Genomic DNA, 14,888 nt, shown 5'->3' on the forward strand with positions numbered 1-14,888 from the left:
GAAACGTGGCAAAACCTCCATAAAGAGCGGGGTTGCACCTAAGCCTGAGCTCAAGCTAGGGGGGAAATGGCCACCGTCACTTAACCCTTGAGTTTCTTACTAAGAATCTGATTGGCCAGCTTGGGATCGGCTTTGCCGCCAGTTTTCTTCATCAGTTGCCCAACGAAGAAACCCTGCAGCTTGTTTTTACCGCCTCGGAAGGCCTTCACCTCATCGGGGTGGGCAGCTAATAGCTCATCCACAATTGCTTGAAGCGCTGCGGGATCACTGATCATTCCGAGTCCACGCTCATCAACGATCGCTTTGGGTGAGCCGCCCTTCTCCAGCAATTCGGGAAGGATCTCCTTGGCAATCTTGCCGCTGATCTTGCCGCCATCGATCAACTGCACCATCTCGGCCAGCTGTTCGGGCCGAAAAGGCAGCTCCGCATAACTGAGCCGGTTGCTGTTCACATGGGCTGCGATGTCACCCGTGATCCAGTTGGCGGAAAGCTTGGCGTCCGCACCGGCAGCCACCACCGCCTCGAAGTAATCCGCCATCGGGCGCTCATCGGTGAGCACACGGGCGTCGTACTGGGAAAGGCCCAGGTCATCTGCGTAGCGGTGGCGCTTTACAGCGGGTAGTTCCGGCAACTCCGAGCGCCAGGCCTCGCGCTGATCAACGCTCACCTCAATGGGGCCTAAGTCAGGGTCAGGGAAATAGCGGTAATCGCTTGCGCCTTCCTTGCTTCGCATGCTCTTGGTGAGCTGCTTGCCCTCATCCCAGAGGCGGGTCTCCTGCACGATCGGCTCACCGGTCTCATAGGCCTTGATCTGGCGTTTGATCTCGTACTCGCAGGCCTTTTGGATGGCAGAGAACGAATTCATGTTCTTGATCTCCACCTTCGTGCCGAAGGGAGCATCCGGACCCCGACGCACGGAGATGTTGACGTCGCAACGCAGGGAGCCCTCCTGCATATTCCCGTCGGATACGCCGAGATAACGCATGATTCGGCGAATTTCGGAGGCGTATTCCGCCGCCTCACGACCGGTGCGCAGATCCGGCTTGCTGACGATCTCCGCCAGCGCCACTCCAGCGCGGTTGTAGTCCACCAGGGAGTGGGTCGAACCGGCGAGGCGGTCGCTGCCGGCATGAACCAACTTGCCGGCGTCCTCCTCCATATGAAGGCGCTCAATGCCGATCTTTTTGAGATAGGTGTCCTTGCCTTTTTCTGCGACCTCCACCTCGATCCAGCCCTCTTCCGCGATCGGCTCGTCGTACTGAGAAATCTGGTAGTTCTTCGGTAGATCCGGATAGAAATATTGCTTGCGGTCGAACTTGCTGTGCTCAGCAATATTGAGGTTTAACGCCATCGCCGCCTTCACGGCGTACTCGAGCACCTTTTGATTGAGCACCGGCAGCGTCCCGGGCAGACCACACACCACCGGGTCGATGTGAGTGTTGGGGTCATCACCGAAGGCTGTGGAAGCGGCGGTGAAGATCTTGCTGTCGGTCCCCAGCTGTACGTGGGTTTCCAGGCCAATCACGGCTTCCCAAGCAGGTTCTGCTGCGGCCATCAAGGCAATGAGTCTGTCTGAGTGATCCTATGGAAAGGAGGGGCTTTGGAACGCCCTTGTCGAGACCATCAGCTCAGCCATGAATCCGTTGAATCGGACCGACCAACGACCAACCCTCATCCTGGGTGGCGGCCTGATGGGTTTGGCGGTGGCCCACCAGCTGGCCCGGCGCGGGACGGCTGTTCAGGTGATCAGCCGCAACCGCAGTGAAGCAGCGGGATTCGTAGCTGCTGGGATGCTCGCGCCCCATGCCGAGGGGCTGTCAGGGTCGCTGCTGCAACTGGGGCAGGCCAGTCTCAAGCTCATCCCGCGTTGGGTTGCGCAGATTGAAATGGACAGCGGCCTGAGCTGCGGGCTAAGAGCCTGCGGCATCGTGGTTCCGTTTCGCAGCGACGAAGAACGAGCTCAATACCCCACGGCCACTGCCGGAATGAAGCTCGATAGAGCCGGGCTGGAGCGGGAACTCCCTGGAATCGGCCCCAGCTGGTCCAGTGGTCTTTTATTCGATCAAGACGGCCAGATCGACAACCGCCGGCAGCTCATGCGCGCCCTGGAACGCGCCTGCGTCTCGCTTGGGGTGCGATTTCTGGAGGGGGCGGAGGTGCGATCCATGACGCGCGGCCCCCATGGCTCAATAACTCACGTCACTCTGATGACCGCCCAGGGAGACACGCAGCAACTCCCCTGCGATCAAGCCGTGCTCTGCAGCGGTGCCTGGAGTCGTCAGTTGCTTTCGGAACTCCCCGTCTTTCCCGTGAAAGGACAGATGCTGTCCTTACAAGCTCCGCGGGAAGCGTTGAAGCGGGTCATCTTTGGCCCAGGGACTTATCTCGTGCCAAGAGAAGACGGCCTGATCGTGGTGGGAGCCACCAGCGAAGTCGAAACAGGGTTTGCTGGTGGCCTCACTCCTGCGGGACAGAAACAACTGCAAGCCGGTATCGAGTCATTGTTACCAATGGCCACGCACTGGCCGCCCATGGAGCGGTGGTGGGGATTCCGGCCCTGCACACCCGACGAAGGCCCCCTGCTCGGCCCTGGTCCGACACCAGGCTTATGGCTGGCCTGTGGACATCACCGAAACGGTGTTCTCCTTGCAGCGATCACCGCGGAACTGACCGCTGATGCCATCACAGAACAATCCCCCAACAACGCCATGACGACATTGCTGGGGGCATTCCGCTGGAACCGTTTCAGCAAGCCTGAGATCGATCAGGCTTCAACGCGCCAGGTCTGATCAGAAGGCGTCCAATCGTTTAATTCAGCAGCGTCGAACCACAGACCAATTTCGAACTCAGCGGTTTCCGGTGCGTCAGAACCGTGGATGACGTTGCGGCCGATGTTGACGGCCAGATCACCACGGATGGTGCCGGGCTCAGCCTCGAGGGGCTTGGTGGCACCGATCAGCTTGCGAGCGCTGGCGATAACACCATCGCCTTCCCACACCATCGCCACCACAGGACCGGAGGTGATGAAATCGACCAGACCGGCAAAGAAGGGACGCTCCTTATGGACGCCGTAGTGCTGCTCGGCGAGGGCGCGGCTTGGGGTGATCTGCTTCAGACCCACCAGCTTGAATCCCTTGCGCTCAAAGCGGCCGAGGATCTCGCCTACCAGACCGCGCTGGACGCCGTCGGGCTTGATGGCGATGAACGTGCGTTCGGCCATGGATTGGTATGAATGAAAAGCGCCGCCATCGTCAGTGCTGGCCACCCCGCTTGGCAAGTACAGGCCATGGGCCAGAGCTGAGATGTCCCTAGATTCCGCTTAAACCCAGGCGAGTGCAGGTGGCTGACAGCGAAGGCTGGTCGATCCAAGACAGCGCAGCGCTCTATGGGCTGGACCGCTGGGGCGAGCCTTACTTCACCATCAATGGACGTGGCCATATCAGCGTTCAACCGCAAGGCGAACGCGGCGGCAGCCTGGATTTGGTCGAACTGGTGTCAGAACTGCGAGGTCGCAACCTCGGACTGCCGCTGCTGATCCGTTTCGACGACATCCTGGAAGACCGTCTCGAGCGGCTGCATGCAGCGTTCGAACGGGCAATCGCTCAGTACAGCTACACGGGTCGCTACCAGGGGGTCTTCCCAGTGAAGTGCAACCAACAACGCCATGTGGTGGAAGAGTTGGTGATCTGTGGCAAGCGCTGGAACTTCGGACTGGAAGCTGGCAGCAAGGCGGAGCTACTGATCGCTCTCTCGCTGCTGGATGACCCGGAGGCGTTGTTGATCTGCAACGGCTACAAGGATCGGCTGTACATCGAAACCGCAATCCTGGCGCGACGTCTGGGACGGCAGCCGGTGGTGGTGATTGAACAGCCGGACGAAGTCGACCGGATTATTGAAGCCAGCAAGAGCCTGGGAGCAGCCCCATACATCGGCGTGCGGGCCAAGCTCTCCAGCCGCAGCACAGGGCGTTGGGGCAGTTCCGTTGGCGACAAGGCCAAATTCGGTCTCTCCATTCCCGAGTTATTGGCAACCGTGGAGCGGCTGCGGGAGAGCAACCTGCTCCCCGATCTACGTCTGCTGCACTTCCACATCGGCAGCCAGATCAACGACATCGCCGTTCTCAAGGACGCTCTCCAGGAGGCGGGGCAGATCTATGTGGAGCTCACCCGACTGGGGGCCCCGATGGGGTTCCTGGATGTGGGCGGTGGACTCGGCATCGATTACGACGGCAGCCGTACCGCATCGGCGGCCTCCACCAACTATTCGCTGCAGAACTACGCCAACGACGTGGTGGCCACGGTGCGGGAATGCTGTGAGCCCAATGCTGTTGCCGTACCCACGCTGGTGAGCGAAAGCGGCCGCGCCATTGCCAGCCATTTCTCCTTGCTGGTGTTCGACGTCCTGGGCAGCAGCGCACTCTCGGCATCAATTCCCAACGCCAGTGGAGACGAACCACTCACTGTTCGCAACCTGCGGGACACCCTCGTCACCATTCAAGAGTTATCGGGGACGGCAGACGCGCAGTTGGTGCGGCTGCAGGAAGCCTGGAACGATGCCTTGAAGTTCAAGCAGGATGCGCTCGCCGCGTTCCGGCTCGGGTACATGGGTCTCCCCGACCGCGCCTCAGCAGAACAACTGACGTGGGCCTGCGCTGATGCCATCGCCCAACGGCTCCCGAAGGAACAAGCCATCCCGGAAGAACTGGCAGCACTTAGCAAAGCGCTGGCGGGAACCTATTACGCCAACTTGTCGATCTTTCGCTCAGCACCCGACACCTGGGCCATCGATCAGCTGTTTCCGGTGGTGCCCATCCAGAAGCTGAATCAACGGCCCACCCGACTGGCCAACCTCGCCGATCTCACATGCGATTCCGATGGACGACTGGATCGCTTCATCGGAGATGGACAACCCAAACAGTTGCTGGAGCTCCACGAGCTCGACGACAACAACCCTTATCTGATCGGCCTGTTTCTCAGCGGGGCATACCAAGAGGTGATGGGCAATCTGCACAACCTGTTCGGCACCACCAATGCCGTGCACATTCGCCTCAGCCCGGGCGGTAGCTATCGCATTGATCACGTCGTGCGGGGTGACACCAATGCCGATGTGCTGGAGGCCATGGAGCACGACCCCCGGGTTTTGCTGGAGCGGTTGCGGGTGGCGGCGGAGGCGGCCATCAACGACGGCCAGCTCCGCATCGACGAATCACGACGGCTGCTGGACCACCTCGAAAGCAGCCTGCGCCAAACCACGTACCTTCAAGACTGAGGCAACGCTGCCGCCAACTCTGAGCGAGCGGCCGCAAGGGCACCAGGCAGGGCAGCACCATCGCGCCCCCCGGCCTGGGCCAGGTTCGGGCGGCCGCCGCCGCCGCCGCCGCACTGCTTGGCGATGCCACCGATGAACTTGCCAGCCTGGAGCTTGGCGGCGATCACCTGCTTGCCGAAGGCCGCCACCAGGATCACCTTGCCCAGGTCGCCGGGATCTGGCAGACCGCCGATCACCACGGCCGCACCATCCCCAAGCTGATCGGCAAGGCTCTGGGCTGCCCCCTGCAAACCGGCACCTTCAACGCCGTCGAGGCGTTCCACCAGCAGCTGGAACTCACCCACGGCCTCGGCCTTGGCAGCCAGAGCTCCGGCCTTGGCCACAGCCAGCTCCGCCTGCGCCGCTGCCAGCGCCTTGCCGGTGGCCTTGAGCTCCTCCTGCAACGCCGTCACCCGGTCAACGATCTCGGCCGGCTGGGCCTTGAAACGATCCCCCAGCTGTTTCACCACCGCATCGCGCTCGTTCAGATAAGCGAGAACGGCCGGGCCAGCGACAGCTTCAATCCGGCGGATGCCGGCAGCGACGCCACTTTCCGCAACGATTTTGAACAGGCCGATCTCGGCGGTGTTGGCCACATGGGTACCGCCGCAGAGCTCCATCGACACACCGGGCACGTCGACCACACGCACCACATCGGCATACTTCTCGCCAAACATCGCCACGGCACCAGCCGCCTTGGCCTGATCAATCGCCATCTCCTGCACCTCGAGGCAGTGGGCCTCAGCGATCCAGCCGTTGATCAACGTTTCGATCTGCGCCAATTGCTCAGCCGTGACCGCCGTCGGGCAATGGAAGTCGAAGCGCAGCCGGTCGAAGTCGACCAAAGAGCCCGCCTGGCCAATTCCTGGATCCACCACCTGCTTGAGCGCAGCCTGCAATAAATGCGTAGCGGTGTGATTGGCCTGGGCCCGACGCCGGCAGCTCCGATCCACCTGGGCATTGACGGTGTCTCCCACGGCCAGATGACCGCGTTCCATCCGTCCGGAATGCACGAACACATCGCGGCTGCGACTCACGGAGTCGATGGCCACGATCACGTCGACACCACTGAGCGATCCGCGATCCCCCACCTGGCCACCGCCTTCGCCGTAGAAGGGGGTGCTGTCGAGCACCACCTGCACGACATCTCCAGCCGACGCCGTTGAGGCCGGCGCCCCGTTCACCACCAACGCCTGCACCGTGCTGGGGTGATCCAGGGCGTCGTAGCCCTTGAACGCGGTGGCGGGCTGATCACCAGCCACCTGCTCGATCGCATCCTGCAGGGTGAGGTCAATGCTCACCGCCGCGGCCTTGGCCCGCTGACGCTGTTCCTCCATCGCCACCTCAAAGCCATCAAGGTCCACCGTGATGCGCTGCTCTTCTGCAATTTCCTGGGTGAGCTCCAGGGGAAAGCCGTAGGTGTCGTAGAGCTCAAAGGCCTGGGCGCCGGAGATCTGCGTTGGCCTGCTGGCTAGCACCTCCGCCAGCAGCTTTTCGCCCCGCTCGAGCGTCTCGAGGAAACGCGCCTCCTCACGTTGGAGTTCGGCCAGGATCACCTCCTGCCGTTCGATCACGCCCGGGTGAGCCCCTTTCAGCAGGTCAATCGCCGCTTCCCCCATGGTCACCAGGAACGGCTTGTCGATGCCAAGGAGGCGGCCATGGCGGACCACCCGGCGCAGCAGCCGCCGCAGGATGTAGCCGCGGCCCAGGTTGCTGGCGGTCACGCCATCGCAGATCAACTGAGTGACCGCACGGCTGTGGTCACCGATCACTTTCAACGACGTTTTGCCCTTGTCGTCGAGCTGCGCGTAGTCGACACACGCCAGATCCGCCGCCGCCTGAATCAACGGAAAGATCAGATCGGTTTCGTAGTTGTTGGGAACCTTCTGCAGGATCTGTGCCATCCGCTCGAGGCCCATGCCGGTGTCGATGTTGCGGTTGGCCAGCGGCGTGAGGTTGCCCTCGGCGTCGCGGTTGTACTGCATGAACACCAGGTTGTAGAACTCGATAAAACGGTCGTCGTCCTCGAGATCGATGCCGTCATCCCCCAGCTCGGGCTTGAAGTCGTAGTAGATCTCCGAGCAAGGGCCACAGGGGCCAGTGGGGCCAGAGGCCCAGAAGTTGTCGGCTTCATCCATGCGGATGATCCGTTTGGTATTCACCCCCACCACATCCCGCCAGATCTGTTCGGCTTCGTCGTCCTCCCGGAACACACTCACCACCAGATTCCTGGGATCAATGCCATACACCTGGGTGCTGAGTTCCCAGGCCCACTCAATCGCCTGCTGCTTGAAGTAATCCCCAAACGAGAAGTTGCCGAGCATCTCAAAAAATGTGTGATGCCGAGCCGTGCGGCCCACGTTCTCGATGTCGTTGGTGCGGATGCACTTCTGCGAACTGGTGGCCCGTGGAGCCGGCCGTTGCTGCTGCCCGAGAAACACCGGCTTGAAGGGCAGCATGCCGGCGATGGTGAGCAGCACCGTCGGATCCTCTGGAATCAACGAGGCGCTGGCCATGCGCTGATGGCCGCGCTCGGCATAAAAGTTGAGAAAGGCCTCGCGGATGTCCTCCCCGCTGCGGGGGGCAGACGCTGCAGAAGACGACGATGCGGCGGCGGCCATGGGAGGAAATGGGGATCCAGCGGTCATGATCGCCTGAGAGCCGCCGGCACCCTTGCCTGCCCAGCCCGATGACGCCGACGTCCGCGCCCGACTGCGGCTGCAGTCGATCGGATGGGCCCTGCTCGCCGGTCTCGGCGCTGCCCTGCTTGGTCTGGTCTGGGGCCTGGAGGACGCCGTCCGTTCCGGGGGTTGTGGGCTGTTCTATGGACTGCTGGCCTTCCACCTGCAACGCGTCGATCCCAATGACAGTCACCTGCAGGCCGGCCTGGTGGGGGCGATCTGCGGTGTGCGGAGCCTTGGCCTACCCCTAACGCTCGACAACTGGCAGGCAGACGCTCTGGCATCATTGGTACTGGAGCTCCTCCAGGCTTGGCTGCCGTTGATCGGCAGTGCTGTCCTGCTCCACGGCACCCACCGCTTCCTGCCCGCGTCGCGGCCATGAGCCTGCTGCACGCCACCTGGCTTCCCGCCATCCGTACCTCTGGCAGTTCCGGCCAACCGGCACTGCTCATTTGGGCTGACACCTGGCGGGTGGCGACACCAGAGGGCCCCGGGCTAACTCCGGCGCTGCACCCGTTCACCCTGGAACCCGACGACCTCAAGGCCTGGCTTCAGGAACGCGACCTGTTGCCAGGCGGCAGCATCGATGCCACCGCCTGCCTCACCCTGCCCAGTCGCACGGTAAAACCCCGCAAGAGCCGCAGCAAAACGGCCGAACCAGCGCCCGAAGAGCCCATCTGGACCGGTCTGCCGATGCAGGCCGGAGAGCCGATTCCGAAACAGACAGAATGGTGGCCGTGGCAAGTCCAGGGCCTCGCTGTCGAGCCCTCTGCCGCCACGGAGTGGCTCTCACGCCTTCCCCTGTCAGGACGGAATCCAGACCTGGCCGATGAGCTGCGCTGGTGGAGCCACCTGCAGCGCTGGGCCCTCAGCCTTGTGGCCCGGGGGCGCTGGATTCCCCAGATGGAACTGAGCAAAGGCGAGGGATATCCCCACCGGGCCCGTTGGGTGCCTCTGCTCAACCGCGAGGAGGACCGGCGACGTCTGGAGGATCTGGCCGCCAGCCTGCCGCTGGTGGCCACCTGCGCCCTGCCCTGGCGGGAACCGATGGGTCGGCGCAGCAACCGCATGACACGGCTGCGTCCGGAGGCCATGCGTGCCGCCAACCCGGTGGCCTGCTGCCGGCCCCGCAGTGGCCGCCTGCGGGTGGCCACGCTGCTGGAGGATCTGGTCGACGCACAGCTGCGCAAGGACTTTGAACCATCCACCGACGGCCTCGATCCCCTGTTGACCCTGTGGCAAGACGCCCTGGGCTCCGAAACAGGGGTGATTGAGATCGGTGATGAACAGGCCGAACGGCTGGCCAGCGCCAGCTTCCATTGGCGCGAGGGCATCGCTGGAGATTTCGCCGCTGCACGCACCTGCCTGGAACTGCAGACACCTGCAGAGGGAGAAGAGCTCTGGGAGCTGCGGTTTGGGCTGCAGGCGGAGTCGGATCCGAGCCTCAAGCTGCCCGCCGCTGCGGCCTGGGCCTCCGGTGCCGACCAACTCCAGTTGGGAGAAGTGACAGTCGAGCAGCCCGGTGAAGTGCTGCTGGAGGGTCTGGGACGCGCCCTCACCGTGTTCCCACCGATCGAAAGGGGCCTGGAGACCGCTACGCCTGACACGATGCAGCTGACCCCCGCCGAAGCCTTCGTGCTGGTGCGGACCGCAGCGCGGCAGCTGCGGGATGCCGGCGTCGGCGTCGACCTTCCCCCCAGCCTGTCGGGGGGCCTGGCCAGCCGCCTGGGTCTGGCGATCAAGGCGGAGCTGCCAGAGCGCTCCAGCGGCTTCAGCCTCGGCGAATCCCTCGACTGGAGCTGGGATCTGATGATCGGCGGGGTGACGCTCACCCTGCGGGAACTGGAGCGGTTGAGCGGCAAACGCAGCCCCCTCGTGCGCCACAAGGGGGCCTGGATCGAATTGCGACCGAACGATCTGAGAAACGCCGAACGCTTCTGCGGTGCCAACCCGGAGCTCAGCCTGGACGATGCCCTGCGGATCACCGCCACCGAAGGCGATCTGCTGATGCGTCTGCCGGTGCATCGCTTTGAGGCCGGCCCCAGGCTGCAGGCGGTGCTGGAGCAGTACCACCAGCAGAAGGCCCCGGATCCGTTGCCAGCGCCGGAGGGGTTCTGCGGCCAGCTGCGGCCTTACCAGGAGCGTGGCCTGGGCTGGCTGGCCTTCCTCAACCGCTTCGACCAAGGCGCCTGCCTGGCGGACGACATGGGTCTGGGTAAGACCATCCAGCTGCTGGCCTTCCTGCAGCACCTGAAAGCAGAGCAGGAACTGAAGCGCCCGGTGCTGCTGGTGGCCCCCACATCGGTGCTCACAAACTGGCGACGGGAAGCGGAAGCCTTCACCCCCGAACTGGCGGTGCGCGAGCACTACGGACCGCGGCGTCCCTCCACTCCGGCTGCGCTGAAGAAGGCGTTGAAGGATGTCGACTTAGTCCTCACCAGCTACGGCCTACTGCAGAGGGACAGTGAATTGCTGGAGTCTCAGGATTGGCAGGGGGTTGTGATCGATGAAGCCCAAGCGATCAAGAATCCCAGTGCCAAGCAGAGCCAGGCAGCCCGAGACCTGGCCAGACCAGCCAAAGGCAACCGCTTCCGCATCGCCCTCACGGGCACACCGGTGGAGAACAGGGTCAGCGAGCTCTGGGCTTTGATGGATTTCCTCAGTCCCAAGGTGCTGGGAGAAGAAGACTTCTTCCGTCAGCGCTACCGGATGCCGATCGAGCGCTATGGCGACATGGCATCCCTACGGGACTTAAAAGCCAGGGTCGGCCCCTTCATCCTGCGCCGGCTGAAAACCGACAAGACGATCATTTCCGATCTGCCCGAGAAGGTGGAACTCAGCGAATGGGTGGGGTTGAGCAAGGAGCAGAAATCGCTGTACAGCAAAACCGTTGAAGACACCCTGGATGCCATTGCCCGGGCGCCTCGTGGACAGCGCCATGGTCAGGTGCTGGGACTGCTCACCCGCCTGAAGCAGATCTGCAACCATCCGGCCCTGGCATTGAGTGAAAACGCTGTTGACGACGGCTTTCTGGGGCGCTCCGCCAAGTTGCAACGGCTTGAGGAAATCCTCGATGAGGTGATCGAAGCAGGGGATCGGGCGCTGCTGTTCACCCAGTTCGCCGAGTGGGGCCATCTGCTGCAGTCCTGGATGCAACAACGTTGGAAGGCGGATGTGCCCTTCCTGCATGGAGGGACGCGCAAAAACGAACGGCAGGCCATGGTGGATCGTTTTCAGGAGGACCCCCGCGGCCCGCAGCTGTTCCTGCTGTCGCTCAAAGCCGGCGGGGTGGGTCTGAACCTGACCAGGGCCAGCCACGTGTTCCACATCGATCGCTGGTGGAACCCTGCGGTAGAGAACCAGGCCACCGACCGTGCTTATCGGATCGGCCAGACCAACCGGGTGATGGTGCACAAATTCATCACAAGCGGATCCGTAGAAGAAAAAATTGACCGGATGATCCGAGAGAAGTCGCGCCTGGCAGAGGATGTGATCGGTTCCGGTGAAGACTGGCTCGGGTGCCTGGCCGGTGATCAGCTGCGCAATCTCGTTGCCCTGGAGGACACCTGACCATGACGATCTCAAACAACAACGGCATCACAGCCTTCGGCGATGAGGGGCTCGGCCAGCAACCCTGGTGGGTAGAGCAGTGGATGGAGCTGATTAACGGCTACCGCTTCAAGAAGCGACTGGAACGCGCTTGGGGTTACGCCCGCGAAGGCAACGTCACCTCGATCCGTTTTGAAGGCCGCCGAGTGCACGCCCGGGTGCAGGGCACCGGAGAAGACCCGTACAAGGTGAAGCTCTGGCTGGATGTGCTCAACGACGAGGACTGGGGCTATGTGCTGGAGGCCCTAACGCAAAAAGCCCGCTGGTCAGCTCAGCTGCTGGCGGGAATCATGCCGTCGGATATCGAACGGGCCTTCGCCGCCAGTGGCAAGCGCCTGTTCCCGTTCAAGCTGCAGGAGGTGCGCAGCGAGTGCAGCTGCCCGGACAAGGCCAACCCTTGTAAACACATCAGCGCCGTGTATTTCCTGATGGGGGATCGCTTCAGCGAGGACCCCTTCGTGCTGTTCCAGCTGCGGGGGCGCAACCGCACCAAGCTGCTGGAGGATCTGGCGGAACAGCGCCGCGAGGTGCTCACCAAGCTGGCGGAACAAGCCAGTGCTGATGACGACAGCAGCCCAACGGAAGAGACCGCACCTCTGCCGCCGCACCCGGCCGTGCTGGATCCAGCCCTGTGGTGGCGCTACGAACGCAGCCTGGATGGCGATCTTGTGGTGATCACAGCAGCTTTGGAGGGTGACACGGGCCTGGATGCGGCCGGGGAACTCCCCCTCGCCGAAGATCCATGCTTTCCCGAAGCGCGGGACACCTTCCTCGCCAACCTGCGAGCCCACGGTCAGGCCAGTGCCCAGAGCGCCATGGTCCAGGCGATGACAGCCGGCAGCTGAACCGCTGATGGGGGATGCACCCTGGCTGAGCGCCGAGAAGCGCGGCCTGACTGCCCTGCTGCTGAGCTCCCATCAACGGGCCTTCCAGCGGCCCCTGATCGCAGCGGCGCGATCAAGTCAATCGATGCGGCTGTGCTGTCAGGAGCTGTTCAGCTGCGGCTTTCCGGTGTTGGCCCATGGCATCGGCGCCGACCCTGTGTTGATCTATGCCAACGCCGCAGCACTGCAACTCTGGGGGCGACGCTGGGGCGACATGGTCGGCATGCCTTCACGACTCACCGCTCCAGATGAGGTCCGATCGGATCGTCGACAAGCGCTGAAACAGGCACAAACCCAGGACGCCATGCGCGGCTATGGGGGTGTCCATATCGATCACCAAGGCCGGCGTTTCATGATCCGCAACGCCCGGATCTGGACCTTATTGGATGAAGAGAACCGCACGATCGGCCAGGCCGCCTGCTTTCACGATTGGTGGTGGATCTGAAACGGTTCGGTTTGGACACCATTCCTGTCGTGGCAACCGAATCAAGGGGTACAGACCGAATCGAAATGGTCGGTTCACACCCTTCTGGTTCTCATCCAGACCGCGCAGATTGTCGATGCGGGCGATCAACCCAGTCCGCAGATGTTCACTCTTCGGAGCAACAACCATGCTGACCCTGCGCCAATCCCCCTTTGACCTGTTCGAGCGTCTCGAACAGCAAATCGCCACCGCTGAGCGGGTGCCCAATGCCGAAATCGTCGAAACCGAAAACGGTTATGTCGTACGACTGGAGTTACCCGGCGTTCAGCGGGACTCCATCGACATCAAAGCCACCGATCGCAACCTGGTGATCAGCGCTGAGCGCACCGCCAGCAGCGATGAGGCAACCGTTCTGTTGAGCGAGTTCCGCAGCGGCACCTGGAGCCGCAGCTTCCGCTTCCCCTACAGCCTCAACCGCGAGGAGCTCACCGCCAATTTCCGCGACGGCATCCTTGAGATCACGGCAGGAAAAGCGGTGAACCACACCAGCGTCTCCGTCCAACTGGAGGACTGAAGGGCTCTCAAACCGCGACACACGAATCACGACGAACGAAAAACCCCCGCCGTGGCGGGGGTTTTTCGTTGCCCTGGAGTCGGCCTCAGGCCGCACCAAGCCCCAGGAAAAAACGACTGATGAACAACAGGCTGAAGCCACTGAAAAACACCAGCCCGAACCAGCAGAAGGCCCGGGTCAGCGGGCGGTAGCGATGCTCCTCAGGCACCAGGCTGCTGTTGATGGTGTCCATCGCCATCCAGGCGAACAGGGGGGCGGTGAGAAAACTGCCAGTCATCGCGCCGAAGACGAAATCCTTCACACCGATGCCGCCGCCTTTGGCCACCACCAGCGCCACCACTGCCGCCAGCAGATGCACCACCACCCAGGGATCGAAGCGGCGCTGCAACGGCCCTGGTGCAGCATCACCACTGTCGCTCTGGCGAAACAGACCCTGGATCGCCGCAATGCTGCGGGGATAGGCATCCAGACAGGTGAGCGTGGTGCTGAACATGGCTGAAAACGCCGCTGGGATGATCACCCAGGCCGCCCAGCCCCCCATCGCAGCGGTGTAAAGCTTGATCAGCTTCTGGGCGAAGGACACTCCGCTTCCCGCAAGCATCCCATCGCCGCTGCCATACATCGTGTAGGAGCCAAGGATCACAAAGAACAGCGCAGTCAGCACCGTGATGCCGTAGCCGAGGTTGAAGTCGAATTCAGCCTCCTGTGGCGTCGCCGTGTGTTCGGTGTCCCGGGCTCGAGAGAACATCCAAAGCGACGGCCAGACGCACATCTCCACCGGCCCCGGCATCCAGCCCATTAAAGGGATCAGGAAAGCCAGGTTGGCCAGGGTCCAGGGGGTGGGATCGGTGGACACCCAACTGGCGGCCACATCCCCGACCGGACCGCGGATCAGCAGGGAGGACGCCGCCACCCCCGTGAGCAGGGTGAGCAACACCACCAAGAGCTTGGACAGACGATCCAGTGCCCGGTAATGACCGAGCAGCAGCACCAGACCGCAGACCACTAGCACCGCGATCGACAGGCCATAGGGGTCCTGCCCCGTCAGGCCTGGGACATTGGTGAGCAGCAGCCCCGCCACAAAGCTGACCGCCGCAATCGTCGCCGTGCCCGTCACCAGACTCACCAGCAGATATAGGGGCAGATAGGCGGTATTTCGCCGCTGAAAGCCCTCCAACAGCGACAGGCCTGTGGCGGCCGTAAAGCGGGTTCCAACCCGCAGAAAGGGGTACTTCACCAGGTTGGTGAGCAGGATCAACCCCACCAGGGCAAAGCCGAAGCGTGCCCCGGCCGTGGTGGACGACATCAGGTGGGATCCCCCGATGCAGGCACCGGCCAGAAGGATTCCCGGACCGATGCTCCGACGCAGGGAGCTGGGGGCCATCAGTGGCTTGCAACTGGCGTCATC

At 62.8% G+C, this 14,888-nt stretch carries 11 protein-coding genes; 7 read left to right on the top strand and 4 right to left on the bottom strand.

All coding sequences use genetic code 11. The features are described from left to right. Positions 1-80: 80 nt before the first annotated feature. On the bottom strand, positions 81-1,556 hold the full coding sequence (gene gatB / locus TX72_RS11905) for an Asp-tRNA(Asn)/Glu-tRNA(Gln) amidotransferase subunit GatB (RefSeq protein WP_011129209.1): 1,476 nt from the start codon (positions 1,554-1,556) through the stop codon (positions 81-83). 79 nt (positions 1,557-1,635) lie between these two features. Here gatB and thiO point away from each other — a divergent pair, with 79 nt between their 5' ends. Then, on the top strand, positions 1,636-2,790 hold the full coding sequence (gene thiO / locus TX72_RS11910) for a glycine oxidase ThiO (RefSeq protein ID WP_011129210.1): 1,155 nt from the start codon (positions 1,636-1,638) through the stop codon (positions 2,788-2,790). On the opposite strand, the gene ndk is transcribed toward thiO, so the two are convergent. Further along, complete coding sequence (gene ndk / locus TX72_RS11915) at positions 2,766-3,221, bottom strand: nucleoside-diphosphate kinase (RefSeq protein WP_011129211.1); 456 nt, start codon at positions 3,219-3,221, stop codon at positions 2,766-2,768. The two genes, thiO and ndk, sit on opposite strands and share 25 nt — an antisense overlap. Before the next feature lie 113 nt (positions 3,222-3,334). Here ndk and speA point away from each other — a divergent pair, with 113 nt between their 5' ends. Beyond that, the gene (gene speA / locus TX72_RS11920; RefSeq protein ID WP_011129212.1) at positions 3,335-5,269 is read left to right on the top strand and encodes a biosynthetic arginine decarboxylase; all 1,935 of its coding nucleotides are present in this window, start codon (positions 3,335-3,337) and stop codon (positions 5,267-5,269) included. Here the strand turns inward: speA and alaS are convergent. Next, the gene (gene alaS / locus TX72_RS11925; protein ID WP_011129213.1) at positions 5,260-7,929 is read right to left on the bottom strand and encodes an alanine--tRNA ligase; all 2,670 of its coding nucleotides are present in this window, start codon (positions 7,927-7,929) and stop codon (positions 5,260-5,262) included. The two genes, speA and alaS, sit on opposite strands and share 10 nt — an antisense overlap. Positions 7,930-7,981: 52 nt before the next feature. Here alaS and TX72_RS11930 point away from each other — a divergent pair, with 52 nt between their 5' ends. From TX72_RS11930 to TX72_RS11950, 5 genes are all read left to right on the top strand, one after another. After that, positions 7,982-8,371 (top strand): hypothetical protein, encoded by a 390-nt coding sequence (locus TX72_RS11930; protein ID WP_011129214.1) that lies wholly within the window; start codon positions 7,982-7,984, stop codon positions 8,369-8,371. Continuing rightward, positions 8,368-11,559, top strand: a complete 3,192-nt coding sequence (locus tag TX72_RS11935; protein ID WP_011129215.1) for a DEAD/DEAH box helicase — start codon at positions 8,368-8,370, stop codon at positions 11,557-11,559. Before TX72_RS11930 ends, TX72_RS11935 begins: the two co-directional genes overlap by 4 nt. A gap of 2 nt (positions 11,560-11,561) precedes the next feature. Further along, on the top strand, positions 11,562-12,443 hold the full coding sequence (locus TX72_RS11940) for an SWIM zinc finger family protein (RefSeq protein WP_011129216.1): 882 nt from the start codon (positions 11,562-11,564) through the stop codon (positions 12,441-12,443). Positions 12,444-12,450: 7 nt separating this feature from the next. Then, positions 12,451-12,927 (top strand): MEKHLA domain-containing protein, encoded by a 477-nt coding sequence (locus TX72_RS11945; protein ID WP_011129217.1) that lies wholly within the window; start codon positions 12,451-12,453, stop codon positions 12,925-12,927. Between the two features lie 166 nt (positions 12,928-13,093). Continuing rightward, the gene (locus TX72_RS11950) at positions 13,094-13,480 is read left to right on the top strand and encodes an Hsp20/alpha crystallin family protein (protein WP_011129218.1); all 387 of its coding nucleotides are present in this window, start codon (positions 13,094-13,096) and stop codon (positions 13,478-13,480) included. An 85-nt stretch (positions 13,481-13,565) separates the two neighbouring features. Here the strand turns inward: TX72_RS11950 and TX72_RS11955 are convergent, their stop codons facing one another. Next, the gene (locus TX72_RS11955; RefSeq protein WP_042504506.1) at positions 13,566-14,864 is read right to left on the bottom strand and encodes an NRAMP family divalent metal transporter; all 1,299 of its coding nucleotides are present in this window, start codon (positions 14,862-14,864) and stop codon (positions 13,566-13,568) included. Positions 14,865-14,888 lie beyond the last annotated feature (24 nt).

Source organism: Parasynechococcus marenigrum WH 8102 (genome assembly GCF_000195975.1).
Taxonomy (GTDB): domain Bacteria; phylum Cyanobacteriota; class Cyanobacteriia; order PCC-6307; family Cyanobiaceae; genus Parasynechococcus; species Parasynechococcus marisnigri.